The organism is Pseudoxanthomonas indica, assembly GCF_900167565.1.
GTDB classification, from domain to species: Bacteria; Pseudomonadota; Gammaproteobacteria; order Xanthomonadales; family Xanthomonadaceae; genus Pseudoxanthomonas_A; species Pseudoxanthomonas_A indica.
The window spans coordinates 815,358-836,285 of record NZ_FUZV01000001.1 but is presented as its reverse complement, the minus strand read 5'-3'; the positions used below and the strand labels follow the sequence as shown (position 1 = coordinate 836,285).

General features: G+C 64.0%; 20 protein-coding genes and 2 tRNA genes. 16 read left to right on the top strand and 6 right to left on the bottom strand.

Features of this window, described 5'->3' with window-relative positions:
* Window positions 1-64 precede the first annotated feature (64 nt).
* Window positions 65-1,090: a sensor histidine kinase gene (locus tag B5X78_RS04015; protein WP_139381397.1), complete on the bottom strand. Its 1,026-nt coding sequence runs from the start codon at window positions 1,088-1,090 to the stop codon at window positions 65-67.
* Between the two features lie 162 nt (window positions 1,091-1,252).
* Between B5X78_RS04015 and B5X78_RS04010 the strand changes: the two genes are divergently transcribed.
* Genes B5X78_RS04010 through B5X78_RS03985 form a run of 6 tightly spaced genes read left to right on the top strand, consistent with a single transcriptional unit; the run spans window position 1,253 to window position 8,217 of the window.
* Window positions 1,253-1,807, top strand: a complete 555-nt coding sequence (locus tag B5X78_RS04010) for a GspH/FimT family pseudopilin (protein WP_079723172.1) — start codon at window positions 1,253-1,255, stop codon at window positions 1,805-1,807.
* 38 nt (window positions 1,808-1,845) lie between these two features.
* On the top strand, window positions 1,846-2,346 hold the full coding sequence (gene pilV, locus B5X78_RS04005; RefSeq protein ID WP_079723171.1) for a type IV pilus modification protein PilV: 501 nt from the start codon (window positions 1,846-1,848) through the stop codon (window positions 2,344-2,346).
* On the top strand, window positions 2,343-3,365 hold the full coding sequence (locus tag B5X78_RS04000) for a PilW family protein (RefSeq protein ID WP_079723170.1): 1,023 nt from the start codon (window positions 2,343-2,345) through the stop codon (window positions 3,363-3,365). Before pilV ends, B5X78_RS04000 begins: the two co-directional genes overlap by 4 nt.
* Entirely contained in the window at window positions 3,362-3,913 is a 552-nt protein-coding gene (locus tag B5X78_RS03995) for a pilus assembly PilX family protein (protein ID WP_079723169.1), read from the top strand. Before B5X78_RS04000 ends, B5X78_RS03995 begins: the two co-directional genes overlap by 4 nt.
* A gap of 13 nt (window positions 3,914-3,926) precedes the next feature.
* Window positions 3,927-7,790, top strand: coding sequence for a PilC/PilY family type IV pilus protein (locus B5X78_RS18360; RefSeq protein WP_139381396.1), 3,864 nt, complete (start codon window positions 3,927-3,929; stop codon window positions 7,788-7,790).
* A 1-nt stretch (window position 7,791) separates the two neighbouring features.
* Window positions 7,792-8,217 carry a type IV pilin protein gene (locus B5X78_RS03985; protein ID WP_079723168.1) on the top strand — a complete coding sequence of 142 codons (426 nt, stop codon included), beginning with the start codon at window positions 7,792-7,794 and terminating at the stop codon, window positions 8,215-8,217.
* Window positions 8,218-8,354: 137 nt separating this feature from the next.
* On the opposite strand, the gene B5X78_RS03980 is transcribed toward B5X78_RS03985, so the two are convergent.
* Both B5X78_RS03980 and B5X78_RS18725 read right to left on the bottom strand, forming a co-directional pair.
* Window positions 8,355-8,431, bottom strand: a tRNA-Asn gene (locus tag B5X78_RS03980).
* Between the two features lie 54 nt (window positions 8,432-8,485).
* The gene (locus tag B5X78_RS18725; protein ID WP_079723167.1) at window positions 8,486-9,061 is read right to left on the bottom strand and encodes a GspH/FimT family pseudopilin; all 576 of its coding nucleotides are present in this window, start codon (window positions 9,059-9,061) and stop codon (window positions 8,486-8,488) included.
* Between the two features lie 150 nt (window positions 9,062-9,211).
* Between B5X78_RS18725 and uvrB the strand changes: the two genes are divergently transcribed.
* Both uvrB and B5X78_RS03965 read left to right on the top strand, forming a co-directional pair.
* On the top strand, window positions 9,212-11,224 hold the full coding sequence (uvrB, locus tag B5X78_RS03970) for an excinuclease ABC subunit UvrB (protein ID WP_079723166.1): 2,013 nt from the start codon (window positions 9,212-9,214) through the stop codon (window positions 11,222-11,224).
* A gap of 74 nt (window positions 11,225-11,298) precedes the next feature.
* A tRNA-Val gene (locus B5X78_RS03965) sits at window positions 11,299-11,373 on the top strand.
* A gap of 137 nt (window positions 11,374-11,510) precedes the next feature.
* Here the strand turns inward: B5X78_RS03965 and B5X78_RS03960 are convergent.
* Window positions 11,511-11,813 (bottom strand): hypothetical protein, encoded by a 303-nt coding sequence (locus B5X78_RS03960; protein ID WP_079723165.1) that lies wholly within the window; start codon window positions 11,811-11,813, stop codon window positions 11,511-11,513.
* 188 nt (window positions 11,814-12,001) lie between these two features.
* Between B5X78_RS03960 and B5X78_RS18860 the strand changes: the two genes are divergently transcribed.
* The 4 genes from B5X78_RS18860 (at window position 12,002) to B5X78_RS03945 (ending at window position 13,882) form a co-directional block, all read left to right on the top strand.
* Window positions 12,002-12,211 carry a helix-turn-helix transcriptional regulator gene (locus B5X78_RS18860; RefSeq protein ID WP_079723164.1) on the top strand — a complete coding sequence of 70 codons (210 nt, stop codon included), beginning with the start codon at window positions 12,002-12,004 and terminating at the stop codon, window positions 12,209-12,211.
* A 149-nt stretch (window positions 12,212-12,360) separates the two neighbouring features.
* Window positions 12,361-12,795: a hypothetical protein gene (locus tag B5X78_RS18575; RefSeq protein WP_176140769.1), complete on the top strand. Its 435-nt coding sequence runs from the start codon at window positions 12,361-12,363 to the stop codon at window positions 12,793-12,795.
* Window positions 12,785-13,615, top strand: a complete 831-nt coding sequence (locus tag B5X78_RS03950; RefSeq protein WP_176140768.1) for an AAA family ATPase — start codon at window positions 12,785-12,787, stop codon at window positions 13,613-13,615. The genes B5X78_RS18575 and B5X78_RS03950 overlap by 11 nt, the downstream gene beginning before the upstream one ends.
* A 24-nt stretch (window positions 13,616-13,639) precedes the next feature.
* The gene (locus B5X78_RS03945; protein WP_079723162.1) at window positions 13,640-13,882 is read left to right on the top strand and encodes a hypothetical protein; all 243 of its coding nucleotides are present in this window, start codon (window positions 13,640-13,642) and stop codon (window positions 13,880-13,882) included.
* A 105-nt stretch (window positions 13,883-13,987) separates the two neighbouring features.
* On the opposite strand, the gene B5X78_RS18355 is transcribed toward B5X78_RS03945, so the two are convergent.
* On the bottom strand, window positions 13,988-14,545 hold the full coding sequence (locus tag B5X78_RS18355) for a hypothetical protein (protein ID WP_139381394.1): 558 nt from the start codon (window positions 14,543-14,545) through the stop codon (window positions 13,988-13,990).
* 93 nt (window positions 14,546-14,638) lie between these two features.
* Between B5X78_RS18355 and B5X78_RS03930 the strand changes: the two genes are divergently transcribed.
* A complete protein-coding gene (locus tag B5X78_RS03930; protein WP_079723159.1) occupies window positions 14,639-14,938 on the top strand; it encodes a helix-turn-helix domain-containing protein in 300 nt (99 codons plus the stop codon).
* On the opposite strand, the gene B5X78_RS03925 is transcribed toward B5X78_RS03930, so the two are convergent.
* Window positions 14,935-15,264, bottom strand: coding sequence for a hypothetical protein (locus B5X78_RS03925; RefSeq protein WP_139381393.1), 330 nt, complete (start codon window positions 15,262-15,264; stop codon window positions 14,935-14,937). The two genes, B5X78_RS03930 and B5X78_RS03925, sit on opposite strands and share 4 nt — an antisense overlap.
* Window positions 15,265-16,091: 827 nt before the next feature.
* Here B5X78_RS03925 and B5X78_RS03920 point away from each other — a divergent pair.
* From B5X78_RS03920 to B5X78_RS03910, 3 genes are all read left to right on the top strand, one after another.
* The gene (locus B5X78_RS03920; protein WP_079723157.1) at window positions 16,092-18,965 is read left to right on the top strand and encodes an SNF2-related protein; all 2,874 of its coding nucleotides are present in this window, start codon (window positions 16,092-16,094) and stop codon (window positions 18,963-18,965) included.
* An 84-nt stretch (window positions 18,966-19,049) separates the two neighbouring features.
* Window positions 19,050-20,021 (top strand): hypothetical protein, encoded by a 972-nt coding sequence (locus B5X78_RS03915; protein WP_139381392.1) that lies wholly within the window; start codon window positions 19,050-19,052, stop codon window positions 20,019-20,021.
* Window positions 20,018-20,899, top strand: a complete 882-nt coding sequence (locus tag B5X78_RS03910; protein ID WP_079723155.1) for a hypothetical protein — start codon at window positions 20,018-20,020, stop codon at window positions 20,897-20,899. The genes B5X78_RS03915 and B5X78_RS03910 overlap by 4 nt, the downstream gene beginning before the upstream one ends.
* Window positions 20,900-20,928: the final 29 nt, after the last annotated feature.

Below are 20,928 nucleotides of genomic sequence, written 5' to 3'. Positions count from 1 at the left end.
AGAGACCCGGCACGCGTGCCGGGTCTTTTTTTTTCAGGCAACCCGTCCAGCGTTCAACGCAGCCTCAGCGTTGCGCCTCCACCGGCAACCGGATCACCGCCACATACCCATCGGCCTCAACCCCCGCCCGCAATTCCCCGCGCCCCTGCGTCAGCGCATGAATCCGCGCCCGCACCGAGCTCTGCCCCACCTGATGACCGCGGGTAGTCGAAGGGCGCGAAGGCAACGAATTGCGCACGGCGATGGTCAACCACGCCCCATCCACTGACACCTCCACCCACACATCGCCGCCATCGGGCTCGGGCTCCACGCCATGACGAATCGCGTTCTCCACCAGCGGCTGGATGGACAGGGTAGGGACGTTCACGGCCGGCAAGTCGTCGGCCACCTGCCAATGCGCGCGCAGCCGATCACCAAAGCGCAGGTTTTCGATTTCCAGATAGCGATGCGCCAGCGCCAGTTCTTCGGCCAGTGGAATCTCGCGCGGCCCGGCCAGCGCGGCGCGGAACAGATCCGCCAGATCCAGCAGCACCCGCTCGGCATCCTGCGGGCGCTGGTGGATCAGCGCCGCGCCGGTGTTGAGCGTGTTGAACAGGAAGTGCGGACGGATGCGCGCCTGCAGCGCTTCCAGTTCCGACTGCTTGGCCTTGACCGCCAGTTGCCGCGCCCGCCAGTGATTGAGGAACGCGGCCAGGCCCAGCAGACCCACGATCAAGGCAATGCCGGTGAAGCGCAGGAACATCGGTATCCAGCCATCCTGCGCCATCGGCCAGACATCCCAGAACACCCACCAGCCGGCCGCGCACACCAGCGCACTGGCCACCACCAGCACCAGCAAGGCCAGGTAGGCCACATAGGTGGGCTTGAGCCGGGCCAGCGGAGAACGGAACAGATAGAGCGTGCCCAGCGTCACCAGCGACACCCATTGCACGATGAAAGAGGTCAGGCCGAAGTGCACCCAACGGCTGCCGCCCATGCTCGATCCCAGCGCCAGCACCGCAGCCACGCCTTCGCCGGCCAGGATCACCCAGAGCATCACCGGACCTTGCCAGAGGGTGTCCAGCGGCGTGGCTTGTTCGTCGCGCGTCATGGCGTGGGCAGCAGGGAAGAAGCCGCATCATGCCGCAGGCCTGTGCCCGCGCACAGGCTCGGGTCCGCTCAATCCGTCCACTGGCCCGTCCATCGGGTCCTGACTGGCGGTGCCGCGCGCGACGGGCCTAGTCTGCCCACACGCTATCTGGGGAAGGATTGCATGAAGCTTTGTCAGCCCGAACGGGCAGGGCAGGATTCCAGGGGAGTCGGCGCGCGCGTGCGCGGCTTCACCCTGCTGGAGCTGCTGGTGACCGTGGCGATTGTCGCCATCCTGGCCACGCTGGCCATCCCCAGCTTCACCGAGGTGATCAACTCCAATCGCCTCACGGCCCAGGCCAACGAATTGGTGACGTCGGTCCAGCTGGCCCGCACCGAGGCCATCCGCCGCAACGCCACCGTCCGGGTCTGCCGCAGCACCGACGGCGCCACCTGCGCCGGCGCTGCCGGCGCCTGGGACCAGTGGCTGGTGATGGCGGGCGCCACCGTGCTGCGCGACTTCCGCAGCAAGGCGCCGGTGGCGGTCACCGCCAGCGCCGACACGATCACGTTCCGCGCCGATGGCCTGGCCCGTAACGCCGCCGGCGGTCTGGCCGCGGAAACCTTCACTGCGTGCATCGTCACGACCCGTCCGGAATTGAACCAGCGTGCCGTCCGCATCCAGAGCGGCAGCCGCGTCTCCACCACGCCCGTCAACGGCGATGGCGCGTGTCCGTAAGCCTCGCCCTCGTCGCCATGAACCCGCAGGACCGTCCAATGCCCGTCGCCTCTCCCCCCCGTCGCCTTGCCTCACGCACGCAACAGCGTGGCGTGAGCCTGCTGGAAGTGATGATTGCCGTGTTGATCATGGGCATCGGCATGCTCGGCATCGCCGCCATGCAGACCACCGCGCTGCGCAACAGCCAGAGTTCGATGGAGCGCAGTCAGGCGGTGATCCTGGCGTACTCGATGTTCGACTCCATGCGCGCCAACCGCGCCGCCGCCCTGGGCGGCGCCTACGACATGGCCAAGACCTGCGAACCCATCGCCACCGGCAGCCTGGCCGACAACGACCGCCGTCTGTGGCTGCAGGCCATCCGCACCAACAACGTGCTGGGCGATGGCGATGAAACCTGCGGCCAGATTGCGTGCCTGGCCAATTCCCCGTGCACGGTCACCGTGTTCTGGGATGACAGCCGTGCGTCCGATGCCGGTGCCGGCGGCGCCATCGTGTCCGGCTTGACCCAGAACTCCGTGCAGGTGACCTCAGAACTATGAAACGAGCAGCCATCCAACGTCGGGTTCCCCGCAGCTGGCCCGCGCGCGCGCACGGCCTGAGCCTGCTGGAAGTGATGATCGCCCTGGTGCTGGGCCTGCTGGTGGTCGCAGCGGCCATCGGCATCTTCGCCTCCAACAAGGCCACGTTCCGTTCCACCGACAGCCTGGGCATCGTGCAGGAAACCGCACGCACCTCGTTCGAGCTGATGGCGCGCGACATGCGCGAGGCTGCGGGCAATCCCTGCGTCAACAACCTGCCCATCGCCAACGTGGTGGTGACCAATGCCACCAGCTGGTGGAGCAACTTCACCGACTGGGGTGCGACCACGCGTGGTTACGGCGCCACCGAGACCTTCCCCAGCCTGAGCTTCGGCACCGGCGAGGGCCAGCGCATCTCCGGCACCGAAGCCCTGCAGCTGATTTCCGGCGACAACAATGTCTCCACCATCAGCGCGCACAACACCGCCGGCGGCGTGTTCACGGTCAACCGCAACGATCACGGCATTGCCGCCGGTGACCTGGTGCTGGTGTGCAATTCGCGCCAGGCCGCGGTGTTCCAGGCCAGCGCCGTCAATGGCGCCAACATCACCTATGCAGCCAGCGGCAGCCCGGGCAACTGCTCGATCAACTTGGGCCTGGTCGGCGTGGGTGAAGCCTGCAGCACGCGCGCGCCGTTCGAATTCGCCGCGCCCAACTCGGTGCTGGTGCGGCTCAATGCCAGCCGCTGGTATATCGCCAACAATCCCAACGGCCGCCCCTCGCTGTACCACACGCGCCTGTCCGGCGGCGGGGTGTCGAACGAAGAAGTCGCCGAAGGCGTGAGCGCGATGAGCGTGACCTACCTGATGCGTACGGGTGTCGAGTACGTGCCGCCGGCCACGGTGGGCGGCAACTGGGCCAACGTGATCGCCGCGCGCATCGCACTGACCCTGGACGGCCAGCCCAACACCGGCACCGGTGGCACGCCGCTGCAACGCCAGACCATCCATGTCGTCAGTTTGCGGAACCGCAACCTATGAATACCCGAATTCTCCGCAGCCGATACCGCCAGGCCGGCGCCTCGCTGGTGGTGGTGATGATCCTGCTGGTGGTGATGACGCTGCTCGGCCTGGCCGTGCTGCGCAGCACCCTGCTGGAAGAACGCATGAGCGCCAACCTGCTGGATCGCAGCTATGCCTTCCAGGCGGCGGAAGCGGCCTTGCGCCAGGGTGAGGTGCTGGCTGGTGCGAGTGGCACGCGTGCCGCGGTGCCCGCCGACGGCTGCGAGAACGGCCTCTGTTCGCTGCCGGTGGCGACCAACACCGATCGCTGGCTGGACACGGGTTTTTCCGCCGACAACTGGGCTGCCGCCAGTGCCGACAGCCGCAGCGAGATCGCGCCGCCGGCCAGCTACATCGTCGAGTACATGGGCGATGCGCCGACGTGGCCGGGCTGCGATCTGGTGGACGAAACCAGCCGTTCGCCGCTGTGCCTGCGTCCGCGTTACCGCATCACCGCCCGCAGTCTGGATGTAAACGGCGGCGAACGCGCCGCGGTCATCCTGCAAACCAACTTCATTGCGCTGTAAGCCGGAGCCACCCATGTCCAGGCAGAATTCCTCCACTCCGACGCTGGCCCAGCGCTTCTGGCGCCGTGTGGGCCCCGGCGCGTCGATGTTCTTCGCCACCCTGCTGGCGTTGCCGGTCAATGCCGGCATCACCTTGCCCACGGATCCGTTGAGCACCGGCGCGCGCGTGCCGCCCAACGTGTTGTTCATCCTGGATGACTCGGGCTCGATGGCATTCGACTACATGCCCGACTCGGTGCCGGCCACCAGCAACATCAACGTGGCGGCGCGCGCATATACGCGCAATACGGTTTTCTACAACCCGATGAACTTGAAGGCCGAGGACAACTACGCGCCATGGACCACCGCCAGCGGTGCGCCGATGACCGGCGGCACCTCCTACGGCTCGGTCTTCGCCAGCTTCAATTTCGCTTCGGGCACCACCATCAACCTGGCCGATCCGGCCAGCTGCGCCCGCTACGACTACAACGGCAATGGCGTCGACGGCAACAGCAATGACACCCTGGTGTGCGGTGGTCCGCAGACCTTCTACGTGCCCAAGGACACCAGCTACACCGCTACGCAACTGGCAGACGGTCGCAACTATTACCGCTACCAGATCATGGATGCGTCGACGATCAAGCGATCCGAGTACACGACGCTGACCCAGGAAACCACGGTCAACACGCCGACCGGTTTTCCGAGGACTGGCCAGAACCGCACTTCGTCCGGCTACGCCGCCACCTACACGTTTGACTTGCCCGAGCATGTCTACGCCCTGACGGTGACCACCACGGGTGGATCATTCACCCGCAACGGCGCCGACATCTATCTGCGCCGCGGCGCCGAGCCGGACATCGACAACTATGATCGCCGGGCGGCCACCAGCGCCAACGCCGAAACCCTCACCTGGGACTATGCGCCGGCCGGCAGCTACCAGGTCCGCCTGTACGCCGATCGTAGCGGCAACAACAACAGCACTTTCAGCAATGTCACACTGCGGGTCACCTATCGCCTGAGCAACGCCTGCGGGTCCGGCGATACCGGCACCTCCGGTGGCTGGACCGGCTGTGTCGACGCACTGCCCAACCCGAGCGTGCGCAATTCGGTCTCGGCCGAAATCGCCAACTACGCCACCTGGTTCTCCTACCATCGCACCCGCATGAAAGCGGCCAAGGCTGGCGCCAGCGCCGCCTTCAGTGGCATTACCGCCGACATGCGCGTGGGTTACCGCACGATTTGGGGCGCTGCCCGCGATCCGGCCAACCCGGCCGCGAACTCGCCGACCTACGCGGTGCCCATCCCGGTCAACCACAACTTTGGCCTGTTCCTGGACACGCCGGACGCGAACAACCGTACGCGCTGGTACAACCGCCTGTTCGCTACCTATGGCAACGACGGCACGCCATTGCACGGCGCGCTGCAGAAGGCTGGCGACTACTTCAGCAGCGACGCCGCCAACGGCCCCTATGGCCCGGGCACCGGCAACGACCAGCTGGCCTGCCGCAAGAACTTCACCATCCTGACGACCGACGGTTACTGGAACAGCGCGTCCAACTACACGACTGGCACCGGCAATGCGGACGGCACGGCGGGCGCGACCATTACCCAAGGCACGCAGAGCTACCAGTACACGCCGGCGGTTCCATTCACCGACGGCTACAGCACGTCCTATCTCGGCCAGGCCGCCAATGCATCGCAGATCGACGCGACGCTGGCCGACGTGGCCATGAAGTACTGGAAGACGGATCTGCGACCGGGCATGTCCAACATCGTGCCCTCGTCGCCCAACAATCCGGCGTTCTGGCAGCACATGGTCACCTTTGGCATCGCCATTGGCCTGAGCGGCACCGTGGATCAGAAGTCAGTGGCCGCGGTGATGTCCTCGACCACAGGCGCGACCGTGAACGGCGTGGCCGGCTGGCCGCAACCGCGCGGCGACGGCAACACCACCATCGATGATCTGCTGCATGCGGCCGTCAACGGACGCGGCAACTTCGTCGCCGCAGGCAATCCCAAGCTGTTCAAGGAGGGCCTGAGCGCGGCGTTGGCACAGATCAGCACGGAGGTGGGTTCGTTCTCCAACATCGCGGCCAACTCGGCCTCCTTGAGCAACAATTCCAGGCTGTTCCAGGCCAAGTATCAGGCCGGCTACTGGACCGGCGAAATCCTGTCCTATACCAAGCGCGCCAACGAATCGGGTTTCAACACCACGGCCTCGTGGACCGCTTCGGCCGGCATTCCCACCACCAACCGCAAGGTGCTGACCTCCAGTGGCGGCATTGGCGCCGACTTCCCGACCGAGGCGCAGATCACCGCGCTGGATCGCAACGGCACCAATGACGAATACAAGGCGACCGGCGCGCAGAATGCGGCCTACATCAAGGGCGACCGCAGCCGCGAAGTCCAGCATCAAGGCAACCTGCGCGATCGCGTCCACCTGCTCGGCGACATCGTCAGTTCCTCGCCGGCGTATGCGCCCAACACCGATACGCTTTACGTGGGCGCGAATGACGGCATGTTGCACGCCATCAACGCCGCCACTGGTGCGGAGCGCTTCGCCTTCATCCCCGCCGGCATCAGCCTGAGCGACCTGAGCACGATCAGCCGTCCGGACTATTCGCACCGCTTCTTTGTCGATGGCCCCATCATCGTCTCCAACCGCACCCAGACGCCGGGCAACAACATCCTGGTCGGTGCGTTGGGCAAGGGCGGCAAGGGCCTGTTTGCCTTGAACGTCAACGACCCCGATGCGGTGACGGCGACCAACATCCTGCGTTGGCAGCGTTTTGAATCCAACCAGAACAACATGGGCCTGGTCCAGTCGCGCCCGTTGATCGTCAAGCTGAACAACGGTACGACCGGACTCATCGTTCCCAATGGCATCAACAGCACCAACGGCATGGCCGTCTTGCTGGTGCTCAGCCTGAGCGATGGCAGCGTGATTGCCGAACTCAACACCAACGCGGGCGATCCGGCGCAGGACTCGCCCTCTTCCAACGGCCTGACCGGCGCGGTGGGTTGGGATCGCGACGGCAACGGAACCACCGACTATGTGTACGGCGGTGACATGCTGGGCAACATGTGGAAGTTCGATATCAGCTCGGCGACGACCTCAAATTGGGGCGTAGGCAATTCGGGTGCGCCGATCTTTGTTGCGCTGGGACCGGATGGCACCACCCGCCAGGCGATCACCGCCAGCCCGACCGTGGCGCTACACCCGACCACCTACAAGACCTGGGTGTTCTTCGGCACCGGCCGCTTCATGACCAATGGTGACGTGGCAAGCCGGACTGTCCAGACCATGTATGCCGTGGTCGATTCGGGTCCCGCGGCGACCAAGGCGGACATGACCCAGCGCTCGATCATCTACGTCAACAATGAAGATGCCGCCGAGGCGACTCAACGCGCGTTCCAGCAGAACTCGCCGCTGGCGACCGGCAGCCGCGGCTGGTACATCAACCTGATCGATCCCTCACCGGCTGTCGCTTCCGGCGAACGGGTCGTGACCTCGCCGCAGCTGGACGGTACGGTACTCGAGTTCAGCACGATCATTCCGACTTCCACCGCCTGCCAGACCGATGGCCGTGGTTACCTCAATGCACTGGACGCCTTCTCCGGCACCAGCACCACGGTGCCGTACTTCGACGTCAACGGTGACGGTGTGTTCGACCACCGCGATCAAGCGGCACTGGGTGGTGGCGCGACCGCGCCGGTGGGCTCGGTGGATCCGGGCGTGGGCATGGTCACCCAAGGCTCGTTGTTCAGCGGCGACGGTACGGCCGCTGGCGGTGGCCAGGTGTGCGCCGCCGGTTCGGGCGGCACCATGGGCTGCCTGGGCAAGAACGAAGTGAGAAACGTGGGCCGGGTATCCTGGCGAGAGGCCATAAGGAACTGACATGACGAATGCAGCAAGCAAGCAGGCGGGCTTTACGCTGATGGAGCTGATGATCACGGTGGCCATCGTGGCCATCCTGTCGACCATCGCCTACGGCAGCTACTCGGATCAGGTCACCCGTTCGCGACGTGCGGCGGCAGGTGCTTGTTTGTTGGAGCGCGCGCAGTTCATGGAGCGCTACTACACGACCAACATGACCTATGTGGGCGCGCCGGATCCGCTACCGGCATGTGATGCCGACGTCGCCAGCCACTACGGCACGCCGGAGTTTTCGGGTGCGGTGACGCAGAACGCCTACACGCTGCAGATCGTGCCGACCGGCTCGCAGGAAGCCAACGACACCAAGTGCGCCACCTTGCAGGTCGACTCGCGGGGTACGCGCAGCGCCACCGGCACGGCCTCGGCCACGCCGGCCGAGTGCTGGTAAGGTCGGAAGCAGGAACTGGAAAGCCCGCCGAGAAGCGGGCTTTTCTTTGGGCATTGCATGGATGGCGCGCGCAAGCAGACCATCGCGTGCCGCCGGAAACAAAAAAAGACCGCGATCGCTCGCGGTCTTTTCAAATCTGGCGCCCGAAGTTGGACTCGAACCAACGACCCCCTGATTAACAGTCAAGTGCTCTAACCGGCTGAGCTATTCGGGCGGGGTCCGCTATTGTACGCAGGCGGTCCGGGGCCGGCAAGCCTCCCGAAAACCCTTATCGCACGCACGTTGCGCCCGCCCTGAGGCGGTTGACACGCGGGCGACCGGCGTTGTTGACCGCGACCTCGACCAGGACACGGGATTGATCGCAGATTTTCACGGTCAGGTTGCTGCCGGCGCTGCGGCCATCGGGCAGATACCGCAGTTGCGGCCGGCCGCGCGACGAACGCAGCCGCAACGAGGGATGCACGGGAAAGCGTTCATGCCGCAGCACTTCATCGGGCGTGTCAGGCTGGCGATCACCATCGGGGTCGGTGAACATCAACCAGCCATGGCTCCAGTCGCCATCCGAGGTGCACCAGGGTGAGGTGCCATCGGTGGGGCAGACCGAAGTGATCCGGCGATAGGTGACGGCGGTGGCGCGCGCGGAAGCAAACAACGAGGTCAGCAGGTAGGTGGCGGTGTCCGCGCGGTTGCGTTCCATGAAGCGCTGGTAGGACGGCACGGCCAGGGTCAGCAGTATCGCGGTGAGGGCCACCGTGATCATCAGCTCCAGCAGGCTGAGTCCGTGGGGCCGATGGGCCGGCCATGATCGGCGGCGGGATTCGAAATTAAGGCGCGTCCGGCGCATGAAATCTCCAGGCAGTGATGGGAGGGTTCAGCTTCACCGCCACGACAAGGGCACGCCATCGGCGAAATTCTGATCCGCGCGTAGGACTACTCCGCACGTGTCCGTCATCGCTGCGCCGCTATACTCACAGATCGCATCAGAGGCAGGCCCATGTCGGATCGCTTTCAACTGGTATCCCCGTATTCGCCGGCTGGTGATCAGCCGCGCGCCATCGACAAGCTGGTGGCCAACTTTGAAGCCGGCCTGGCCAAGCAGACCCTGCTGGGCGTGACGGGTTCGGGCAAGACCTACACCATCGCCAACGTGGTGCAGCAGATACAGAAGCCCACCTTGGTGATGGCGCCCAACAAGACCCTGGCCGCGCAGCTGTATGGTGAGTTCAAGTCGTTCTTCCCGCACAACGCGGTGGAGTACTTCGTCAGCTACTACGACTACTACCAGCCGGAAGCCTACGTTCCGTCGTCGGACACCTTCATCGAGAAGGACAGTTCGATCAACGAACACATCGAGCAGATGCGCCTGGCCGCGACCAAGACCCTGCTCTCGCGCAGCGATGCGCTGGTGGTGGCGACGGTGTCGGCCATCTACGGCCTGGGTGCGCCCGAGGACTATCTGTCGCTGCGGCTGATCCTGTCGCTGGGCGAGCACATCGACCAGCGCGAACTGATCAAGCACCTGACCCAGTTGCAGTACACCCGCAACGAGTACGAGCTGCAGCGCGGCACCTTCCGCGTACGCGGCGAGGTCATCGATGTACACCCGGCCGAAAGCGACAGCGAGGCGCTGCGCATCGAGCTGTTCGACGGCGACGTGGAAAACCTGACCCTGTTCGACCCGCTGACCGGCGAATCGCTGCGCAAGCTGCAGCGCTACACCATCTACCCGAAGACCCACTACGCCACCACGCGCGAGCGCGTGTTGACCGCGATTGAAACCATCAAGGTTGAGTTGAAGGACCGCCTGGAAAACCTGTACGCGCAGAACAAGCTGGTGGAAGCGCAACGGCTGGCCCAGCGCACCCAGTTCGATCTGGAGATGATGGCCGAAGTCGGCTACTGCTCGGGCATCGAAAACTACTCGCGCCACCTGACCGGCAAGTCGCCGGGCGATCCGCCGCCGACGCTGTTCGACTATCTGCCCGCCGACGCCTTGCTGGTCATCGACGAATCGCACGTGACCATTCCGCAGATTGGCGCCATGTACAAGGGCGACCGCTCGCGCAAGGAAACGCTGGTGGAGTTCGGTTTCCGCCTGCCGTCAGCGCTGGACAACCGGCCTTTGCGCTTCGAGGAATGGGAAGAACGCTCGCCACGCAGCATCTATGTGTCGGCGACGCCGGGCCCCTACGAACTGCGCGAGTCCAACGGTGAGATCACCGAACTGGTGGTGCGTCCCACCGGCCTGGTCGATCCGGAAGTGGAAATCCGCCCGGTCGGCACCCAGGTCGACGACCTGCTATCGCAGATCAACGAGCGCGTGTCCTGGGGGGACCGTGTGCTGGTCACCACGCTGACCAAGCGCATGGCCGAGAACCTGACCGAGTACCTGGGCGAACACGGCATCAAGGTGCGCTATCTGCACTCGGACGTGGACACCGTGGAGCGCGTGGAGATCATCCGCGATCTGCGCCTGGGCAAGTTCGACGTACTGGTCGGCATCAACCTGCTGCGCGAAGGCCTGGACATGCCCGAAGTGTCGCTGGTGGCGATCCTGGATGCGGACAAGGAGGGCTTTCTGCGTTCCACCGGCTCGTTGATCCAGACCATCGGCCGCGCCGCCCGCAACCTGCGCGGCAAGGCCATCCTGTATGCGGACAAGATGACCCGCTCGATGCAGGCGGCCATCGACGAAACCAGCCGCCGCCGCGAGAAGCAGGTGGAGTTCAACGCCGAGCACGGCATCATCCCGAAATCGGTGCACAAACCCATCGTCGACATCCTGGAAGGCGCGCGCGATGCCGGTGAAGCCAAGTCGGGCAAGGGCAAGCGTCGCGTCAGCGAAGATCGGGCCGAGTACGCCCTGCCGTTGAACCCGGCCCAGGCCGCCGCCCGCATCAAGGCGCTGGAGCAGGAGATGTACCAGCACGCGCGCGATCTGGAATTCGAGGACGCCGCGCGCCTGCGCGACGAGATCCGCAAACTCAAGGAAGCCAGCCTGGGCTAGCGCCGACCGGCGACCACACTTGTCGCCGCACCCGGTTCCGGGCTAGAATTCGCGCCCCTGCAAAGGGGCACACCGGGCGGTTAGCTCAGCGGTAGAGCACTACCTTGACATGGTAGGGGTCACAGGTTCGAACCCTGTACCGCCCACCAATTAGACCAATGACTTGCGGCATGTCAGGCTGGTACCCAAGTCGTTCGTACGGAAAATATACGGAAAGCCGCCCCTTCAAACGGGCGGCTTCTTCGTTTCTGGCCATCCGATGTCGCCACTCGACGAGCATCGGCCGCTACCAGCCCGATCCAGTTCCGTCGCCCCAGTCGTGACAGGAAAAGGCGCCGACGTGGAAGTCCGACTCGTCCAGCACGGGCGAGTACGAGTCTAGCTCCTCGGTCCAAGGCAGATCCGGTGGCTGCCAGGCGATGGGGGGCGCTGAGTCATCAAACAGCCATTGCAGCTCGGCGTGTCCAGCCGCGTCTGGATCATCGTTGTCTTGTGATTCGGCCGGGCCAGTAGATTCAGTGGCGGCAGCGACCAGGCCTGCGACAGCAAAAAGGAAAAGGAAACACGTTGCAATCAGCAGGATCGACATCGGCAAGCTCCGTTGGCAGGAGCATCTGATGTAGCTAGTCCAACGGCTCGATCACAGTTGGCGCCAGGTCGCCCGGCAGCCGGCCACCGGAATTCAGGTCGATTTCGGGCCAGATACGGCACGCATGCGCTGCTATCGGCTACTACTGTAATGCTCAGGACAACAACTGGGTACCGGAGGCCGGACACATGCAACACGATCGACTGATCAGAGAGAAGGAAGTCCTTAGGCTGATCGGCTACAGCCGCACCACGTTTCGGTCGGCTTGGTCAGGCGGGCGATTCCCGAAGGGCATCAAGCATGGCGGAATGCGGCTTTGGTCCGAGCAGGAGGTCCAGGCTTGGATCCAAGTTGTGCTGGCTGATCGAGAAAACGTCAGTGGGGAAGCGCCATGTTGAGTCCCCCAAAAGACCGAAGCCCGCCTGGCGGGGCGGGCTTCGGAGAGCAAGAGAATCCTAGCCGGACGTCTCTCGATTCACAGCCTATACGAGTAACTGCGGCGGCGCCATCGTTCCGCAGATCCACTGCCGGGTTAGGTGTTCGCCCTGTGGATCTTGTCGTCAATGGACTCGACGGCGTCCGGAGGAACGGTCCCGGCTGGATGGCTAAGTGCCCGAGCCACCCTGACCGGAAGCCAAGCCTCTCGGTTACGGAGGCGGATGATGGCCGTGTGCTGCTCAAGTGCTTCGCTGAATGTAGCGCACTCGACATTGTGCAATCGCTTGGGCTGACGCTGGCGGACTTGTTCGTCCGCACTACGACGACACACATGTCGCAAAGCGACAGGGCCGAGCTGAAACGCCGACTGGCGGACACGCACCGTGCTGTCGCGATTGATGGCGTTTCTTTCGAACTTGAACTCGTACTTGCGGCTTCTGATACGTTGCGTGCAGGGATACCGCTCTATGATTCAGCGCACGACCGTCTGGCGAGCGCTTGCGAACGGATTGCCATGGCGCGGGAGGTCTTCCGTGTCCGCTGAATCCTTGGAAGAACTCGCCTATAGGCGGCTTGAGGAAGATAGGCGCACGAGGGAAGTGCGCGTCGAAATGGTGCGAACGGACCTCGTCGTGCCGGTGGCGATCTCTTGGGTCTGGCGGGATTTCCTGGCCGGCGGTGAACTGCATCTGCTTGCCGGCGCTCCCGGGTCTGGCAAGACCACCCTGGCCATGGAGGTTGCAGCAGTAGTGAGTCGCGGTGGCACTTGGCCAGACAACACAGTTGCGCCGGCTGGGAAGGTGTTGATCTGGACCGGGGAGGACGGCCTGGAGCACACCTTGATCCCGCGTTTGATCGCGGCGGACGCCGATCGGTCGAACGTGCACGTGATCCAACGTGTCGCGACGGACGAGCGCAGCAGGGTATTCGACCCAGCGTTGGATCTGCCTCTGTTGGAGGAGGCGATGCACCGGATGGGGAATGTCCGGGTGGTCATCCTCGATCCCATCGTCAGCGCGGTCAGTGGCGATAGTCACAAGAACACGGAGGTCAGGCGAAATCTCCAGCCAGTCGTCGACCTTGCCCAGCACACCGGGGCTTGTGTTCTCGGCATCTCTCACTTCTCGAAGGGGACGGCTGGTCGAGACGCCGTCGAGCGGGTCACCGGCAGTTTGGCCTTCGCGGCTGTCGCCAGAGTGGTGCTGGTGACCGTAAGCGGCCGAGGTGACGCGGATGAGAGGCCGCGGGCATTGATTCGAGCCAAGAGCAACCTGGGCCCAGACGGCGGTGGTTTCGGCTACGGCGTCGAGGCCATCGATGTTGCCGAGGGTGTGCCAGCTTCCAGGATCGCTTGGCAGCAGTAGCTGGAGGGCAGTGTCAGCGACCTGATGAGCCAGTTTGAAGACAGAGAGCCTGGCGTGGGCAGAAATTTGGACGAGATCGATGCCTGGCTTAGGTCGTACCTGTCCAGTGGACCGAAGCCCGCCGCGGAGGTTATCGATCAGGCGATGGGTGCCGGATACACCAAGAAGATGGTTCGTCTGGCCAGTGATCGCTTGGCCATCGTTCGTGAACGGGATGGATTTGGTCCGGGCAGTCGGGTGCTTTGGCACATGCCAAGCGCCCATTGATGCCGTCGCAGCCATAGGTGCCTACCCATCGAGTGGGCACCTATGGCGGTTGGGCATCTATGAGGATTGCGGATTGTTCCCTAGATATCCGTCGGCACACCCGCATTAGGGTTCCGTGCTCGGGGTAACCAGATGGAATTGTGCTTGTCGCGGTACATCAGGCTGACCGAGCCGTAGTTGGTCTTTGTCTTGCTGACGAACTGATCCATCGGGTCGACATTGATGGCAACATCGCCGGTCTGCCACGTCAGGAACGTCACCATGCGGTTCTTGCCCGTGCTCTCGATGTACTTGCGCCGCGAGACGTTCTGGTGGGGGGGGGGGGGCGCCGAACTTGGCGATGAGGCCCTGCCCCGCGCTCTCGGTCTGCTCGATTGAGATGCGGTTGAGCGTGATGCTGACCAGTTGGCCGTCGAGGAACTTGGTCACGAGGTGCGCCGAGCCACCCGCGAAGGTTGCGGTCTTGTCGATGCACATCTCGATGCCAGGGGCGCGGGTCTTGCACTCCGAGGCCGGAAACCTGGCCTTGACCTCCTCGATCGTCATATCGAGCTTTAGACCCTTCAGCTCCCAATCGGAGGGACTGGCCGACACTTGTGCGGACGCCCCGCCGCTCGCAGTGGTGCAGATCATGACTAGCAGCAGGGCAGACAGGCGTTCCATGGACTCGGTCCTTTGTGATTAGCGGCGCGTATCTGATTTTCAGATATCTAAAGATCGCATATAGCTTGCATAGCCGCCAAGACCTGTGCGGCCATGCCAAAGACGATTCATCGCCCCGAGTACAGCCTCTTACGCGAACTGGTTCGCGAGGAGCGAGTGCGCGCCGGGGTCACTCAGGCGGAACTTTCTGTTCAGTTGAATCGGAGCCAGTCCTTTGTCTCCGATGTGGAGCGCGGCGTCAGACGGCTTGATGTCATCGAACTGCGTGACATGTGCCAGGTGTTGGGACGTGACTTCCTGGAGGTGGTTGCCGAGTTCGAGGCGCGCACCCGGCGCGATCTAGGGCGCCTGACGCCATCCAAGCGGGCAGGTAAGACGGCCAAGGTTCGTTAGTTCTCCGCAAGCATGGCCTCAAGCGCTTCGGATGAACGAAGCCAGTAGTTGAAGACCGCAACGAACACGACCGTGATGTGCTCTGAAGGCTCGTCTCCGTGAATCTCCCGGAATGCAGCCCACAGGTTCCAGACCAGTCCCTGTTGATCGCAGGACCGCGGGTCGTCCCCGGCATAGATCACACGCCTTGCCCAGGCAAGTGACAGCTCAAAGGCAAACCGCCGATCCGCGGCTTCTGTTCGCCACGGCCATGCCTGAAGCCATTTCACGGCCGCCTGGAACCGAGATTGGAAGTCGGGTTGGTGCATGGGGTTACTGGTGGCCATGGCTCCTCCCGTTGATCTAGGAGTAGCAGCCGGCCACCATGCGCCCGAGACCGGACAGATTCGCCTCGGACGGACGGTTGCTTGTCGGTCTTGGATGCCGCGCAGAAGGAGCGCGACCATGGAACTGCCCGGCGTCAGGAGACTGAAATGAGATCACTCAATGTGTTGAAGCGGCTGGCCCAGCAGCTCTGGACTGAGCTGCGCCGTCCACCGAATGGCTTTGAAGATCCGGCCTTGCATCGGCCGATACCCAAGATGCTTCGGCCAACTCCCCGTCGGATTGTGCCTAGCCGCGCGTTCCGAACACTTGGCAGACGGAATGATCGAGATTCCTGAAGCATCAGCAGCGATGAAATCCCATTTCAGATCAACGTGTTGGGTTCAAGTTTGGCTCCGGCCAGAAAGCCAATGGTCGAGATTTGTGGGCACTCCCCCCAGCACCGCGTCCTCTTTCAGGAAATCTCGACCATTCAAGCGGCGCGTACAGCGCAAGCCTAGCCCCGGCAACGGCTGCAGCCGATTCGAATCTCAACCATTCGCTCCGGCGCATTGAGTAGGCGGGGCGGTCAGCCGAACGAGGATTTCCGCGGGAGACTAGGGTCAGCGGCCCAGTCCATTCGATGCATCCGGATCGCACCTCATGACCAAAATAATGGGGGGTGCTCCTGTAAGAATATAGGGAGGTTGGGGGCGTCCTCCAAAAAGTAGCCGTAGCGCGTGGACCTCCTTTTGTTGGAGCACCCCCCCTGCTCCGTAGAGATAGTAATAGGTGGAAGACGGCCCCTCCGGAAAACGTCTCCTTGCTACGATCGCGTGCAGGGGGACTCATGACTACGACCGACTACCAAGCCAAATACTTCGCGTGGGAACTAACCAGGCGCCGGCGCGGGGGCGACTTGGACCGCATCGGCCAAGCCCTGTTCGATGCAGCGGTAGACCTCAATCCCCACCAGATCGAAGCGGCGCTGTTCGCCCTCCAGAACCCGCTGTCCAAGGGCGTGCTGCTCGCCGACGAAGTCGGCCTCGGCAAGACCATCGAAGCGGCGTTGGTCCTGGGTCAGTATTGGGCCGAGCGCCGACGTCGACTCCTGGTGATCTGCCCCGCGTCCCTCCGCAAGCAATGGGCGACCGAGCTCAGCGAGAAGTTCCACCTGCCCACCCAGGTTCTGGATGCAACCACCTGGAACCAGGCACGCAATGACGGCGTCTACAACCCATTCGACCAGGACGTCATCAGCATCGTCTCAATCCACTTCGCGGCCCGGATGGAGAAGGCCGTCTCATCGGTTCGATGGGACCTGGCCGTCCTCGACGAAGCTCACAAGCTCCGTAACGCGTACCGCGAAAGCCACTACACCGGCCAGTCGATCAAGCGCTCCTTGGCGGGCGCCCGCAAGCTGCTGCTGACCGCCACGCCCCTGCAGAACTCCCTGCTGGAGCTGTACGGCCTGTCGACTCTCATCGACGACCACCTCTTCGGTGACCGGGTCAGCTTCCGTACCCGCTTCATGCGCGGCGACTCGGCCCTGCCTGGCTTGCGTGCCCGCTTGGCGGACTTCACCAAGCGCACCCTGCGTCGCGATGTCCTGGAGTACGTGCAGTACACCGCCCGCAAGGCGTTGACGTTTCCGTTCATCCCGGGCGATGACGAGCAATGTGTCTACGACCTGGTGTCTGGCTACCTGCTCAGGGATGACACGTACGGCGTTCCAGTGCGCCAGCGGCACTTGGTGGGTCTCATCCTTCGCAAACTGCTCGCGTCGTCCACAGAGGCCGTTGTAGCGACGCTGGAGGCGATCCTGACCCGTCTGCGGCGGCTGGAGGACCAGCAGGCCGAACAGGGTGACTGGCTCGCTCAGCTGATCGGGGACGAAGAATTCGATGCGGACATCCTCGATGAGGACGACGAGTCCGCAGAAGACAGCAAACTTGACGGCGGCGGTGCACCCGACATCGATCCGCAGAAGCTCCGTGCCGAGATTGTCGAGCTGGAGCAGTACCTCCTGGTCGCCCGCGGGGTACGCGAGGACCGGAAATCCCACGCGTTGCTGGGCGCATTGGAGACGGGCTTCCAGCGCATGGCTGCCATCGGGGCGCCGCGCAAGGTCGTGATCTTCACCGAGTCCGTCCGGACCCAGGACTATCTCGCCCGCTTTCTGGAAGCCCATGGCCACGCCGGCCGGGTGGTCAAGTTCAGTGGTCGGGCCAATGACCCTGGCCTCAACGGCATCTACCAGCGCTGGCAGACCGCGCATGCCGGCAGCGACCGGGTGACGGGCAGCCATGCCATTGATCGCCGGACCGCAGTCATCGATCACTTCCGCGACCAGGCTGAAATTTTGATCTGTACCGAGGCCGGCGCCGAGGGCATCAACCTGCAGTTCTGTGCCCTGGTCGTGAACTACGACCTGCCATGGAATCCCCAGCGCGTCGAGCAACGCATCGGTCGCTGCCATCGCTATGGGCAGAAGCACGATGTGGTGGTGATCAACTTCCTCAACCAGAGCAACGCCGCCGACCAGCGCGTGCTGGAGCTGCTGTCTGAGAAGTTTCACCTGTTCGACGGCGTGTTCGGCGCTTCCGACGAGATCCTCGGCCGCCTCGAAAGCAGCATCGACATCGAGCGGCGCATCGCCGATATCTTCGACACCTGCCGCACGCCGGTTGAGATTGACACGGCCTTTGCTGCGTTGCGCGAGGAGCTGGACGAAAGCATCCAAGCGCGGATGCGACAAACCGAAGAGGCGTTGCTGGCCACGTTCGATACCGGCGTCGTCGAACGATTGCGTCTGAATCGCGAGCAGGCCATCGTTCAGCTTGATCGCATCAGCGCTCTGTTCTGGCGCCTGACCCACCACGTGCTCGGCGAGCAGGCGCGTTTCGATGACGCCCATCTGTCATTCGTGCTGCCGCAGGCGCCGACGTCCGATGCGTCGACCGGCACCTATCACCTCATCCGCAAGGGCCAGGCGTCGCCAGAGGACGGCCATGTCTACCGGTTAAGCCATCCCTTGGGCGAGCATGTGCTGGACACGGGCCGGCGACTCGACACCCCGGTGGCCGAGATCGCGTTCGACCTCGGTGCCGCCGGTCAGCGCATCGCGGTGCTGGAGCAATTGCCGGCAAAGGCTGGCTGGCTGGAGCTCAATCTGCTCGAACTGGAGAGCTTCCAGCTTGAAGAGCACCTCGTCTTCAGCGCACAGGCCGACGACGGTGCCTGGCTCGACACGGACGTCTGCAGCCGCATGCTGGAGTTGCCTGGCCGGGCCCTCGGCCCAGACGCTGCGAATGCGGCTGCCTTGCCGGCCAACTTCGAGGCCAACGTCCGCCGCCAGATCGATGCGGCCCTGGCCAAGGCGCTGGAAGAGAACAACACCTACTTCCAGGCCGAGCGCGAGAAGCTCGACCAATGGGCCGAGGACCAGTTGCTGGCGGCCGAGCAGTCCCTCCACGACACCAAGGCGCGCCTGAAGGACGCTAAGCGGCGCGCGCGCGCCGCCGGCACCGTTGAGCAGCAGGCGGGCGTCCAGGATGAGATCAAGGCCCTGGAACGCCAGCAGCGCCGCCAGCGGCAGGAGATCTTCGATGTCGAGGACGAGATCGAGGCCAAGCGGGATTCCCTGATCGCGGTCTTGGAGCGGCGGATGAACCAGCGCAGCCATAGCGTGCCCTTGTTCAGGATCCGCTGGCGGCTGACATGATTTATATGCAAAGTAATTTGTTGCTTGCAAAGTAATAAATTACATGCAGAATTCCAGCGTGGGTCTCGAACCGAGGAGGGCGCCGTGGCCGTCACGCTTCAAAAGACGTTGCGCCAGCTGCGAAATACCCGCGAACTGAGAGCGGAGACGTTGGACTTGGCAGCGAGGTTGGCTGTCAATCAGTCCAAGGGGCGGATGACCGTGGTGGACCCGGTGATCAGCGAGACCACCGTCCAGGAAGAGTGGGACCGTCTGCTGCCAGCCATCGCACCTGAGGTGCGCGCCCGCATGATCCTCAGCATCGAGCAAGGGGCCGGGGATTCCATCGAGAAGCAGGCCGGCTACCGCATCGAGTCGGGAATCCTGCCGCTGGATCGACCGAACTACCGTTTCGAAGTGCTGCGCCTCCTGCTGGGTGCCAGCCTGGAAGACGATGGGCCGCAACCGATCAAAGGCCTCGTGGACACGATCGGTGCCTCGCAGACCCCCATTCGCGAAGCGCTGGTGGAACTGAAGCAGGCCGGCGTGGCGCACTCGTGGGGGCGCGGTATCGAAGTGGCTGCCGAGGACGTTTCCGCCGAACTCCTGGCAAAGATCCGTGCCCTGCCGCAAACGCTGCGGTTCCGCTTTGAGCGTGGAGCCCAGATCAAGCCTCCGGCAATGCTGCTGAAGCGCGCTGTGTCTCTGCTGGGGCCATCGTCGCCCTCGGGATGGGAGAAGTTGGCCCTGTCGGGTACGCCGGTTGCGCAGACCGATGCCCCGGAGCTCGACCTGATGGGCATGCCTCGCCTGGACCTGGTGGCCCATGTCCCGCGCGACGCGAAGGCGTTCGACTCGCGACTGCTCCGTCTGCTCGACGATGGTCTGGAGCTGGAGCCCAGCGTTCTTGCGCCAGCGCCGGTGGTTGTCACCCTGGTACGCGCCGAAACCGAGTTCGTGCGCGATGCCGGCTTGGGCCAGGCACGCTGCGCCTATGAGATGGACGTGTTCCTGTCCCTGCTCGACATGGGGCTACGCGAACAGGCTCTGCAGTACGCCAAGGCGGTGCGCCGGTGAGCCAGTACTTGGAGCTGGATGCCGCCAGCCTGCTGAAACGGGTGGCCGAACAAGTCCCGCCCGCCCTGCGCGCCAATGTCGTCGTCATCGGCAGCATCGCCACGGCCTGGGCGTTCCGGGACGTATCGGGCACCCATTCCGTCGCCACCAAGGACATCGACCTGCTGTTGCGTCCCGCCATTGATGCGGTCGCGACGGCGGAAACTCTAGGGCAGGAACTGCTCGAAGATGGCTGGGCGCCGCAGTTCACGCACGGGCGCGAGCCCGGCAATGCCAACACGCCGGACGACGACCTGCCAGCGCTGCGCCTGAGTCCGCCGGAGAGTAAGGACGGCTGGTTTGTCGAGCTTCTGGCCGAGCCACCGCATGGTCAGGCGACGCGCAAGCATTGGCGTCGTTTCCAGACGGGCTTGGGCGTGTTCGGCTTGCCTAGCTTCCGCTACATGCGTGTCGCCGTGCATGGCGCCGAGGAAACAGAGTTCGGCCTGCGCGTGGCGACGCCTGCGCGCATGGCGTTGGCGCACTTGCTGGAGCATGCCGATCCGGACAGGACGCCGATCTCGAATCTGCCTGGCGGTCCGCCGCGCTTTACCAAGGACGTCGGCCGTGCAACCTCGCTGTGGTGGCTGGCGAGAGAACAGTCGGCCATGGCGGGCGAAGTCTGGAAGCGCGAGTGGAGCGAAACGCTGACTGCGCTGTATCCAGATGAATCCGCGGAGATGAAGGCTGCTGCCAGAAGCGGACTAGCTAGTATCGCCGACTACCTGCGTGATGCACACGCGATTGCCCTCAACGGCGTTCTGGCACCGCACGGAACAACGCTCGACGCCTGGCGCCGCGCCTACGCCACCCTACTGCACCTGATTGACCAACTTTGACGCGACGCCATAAGCGCGCACGACGGAAA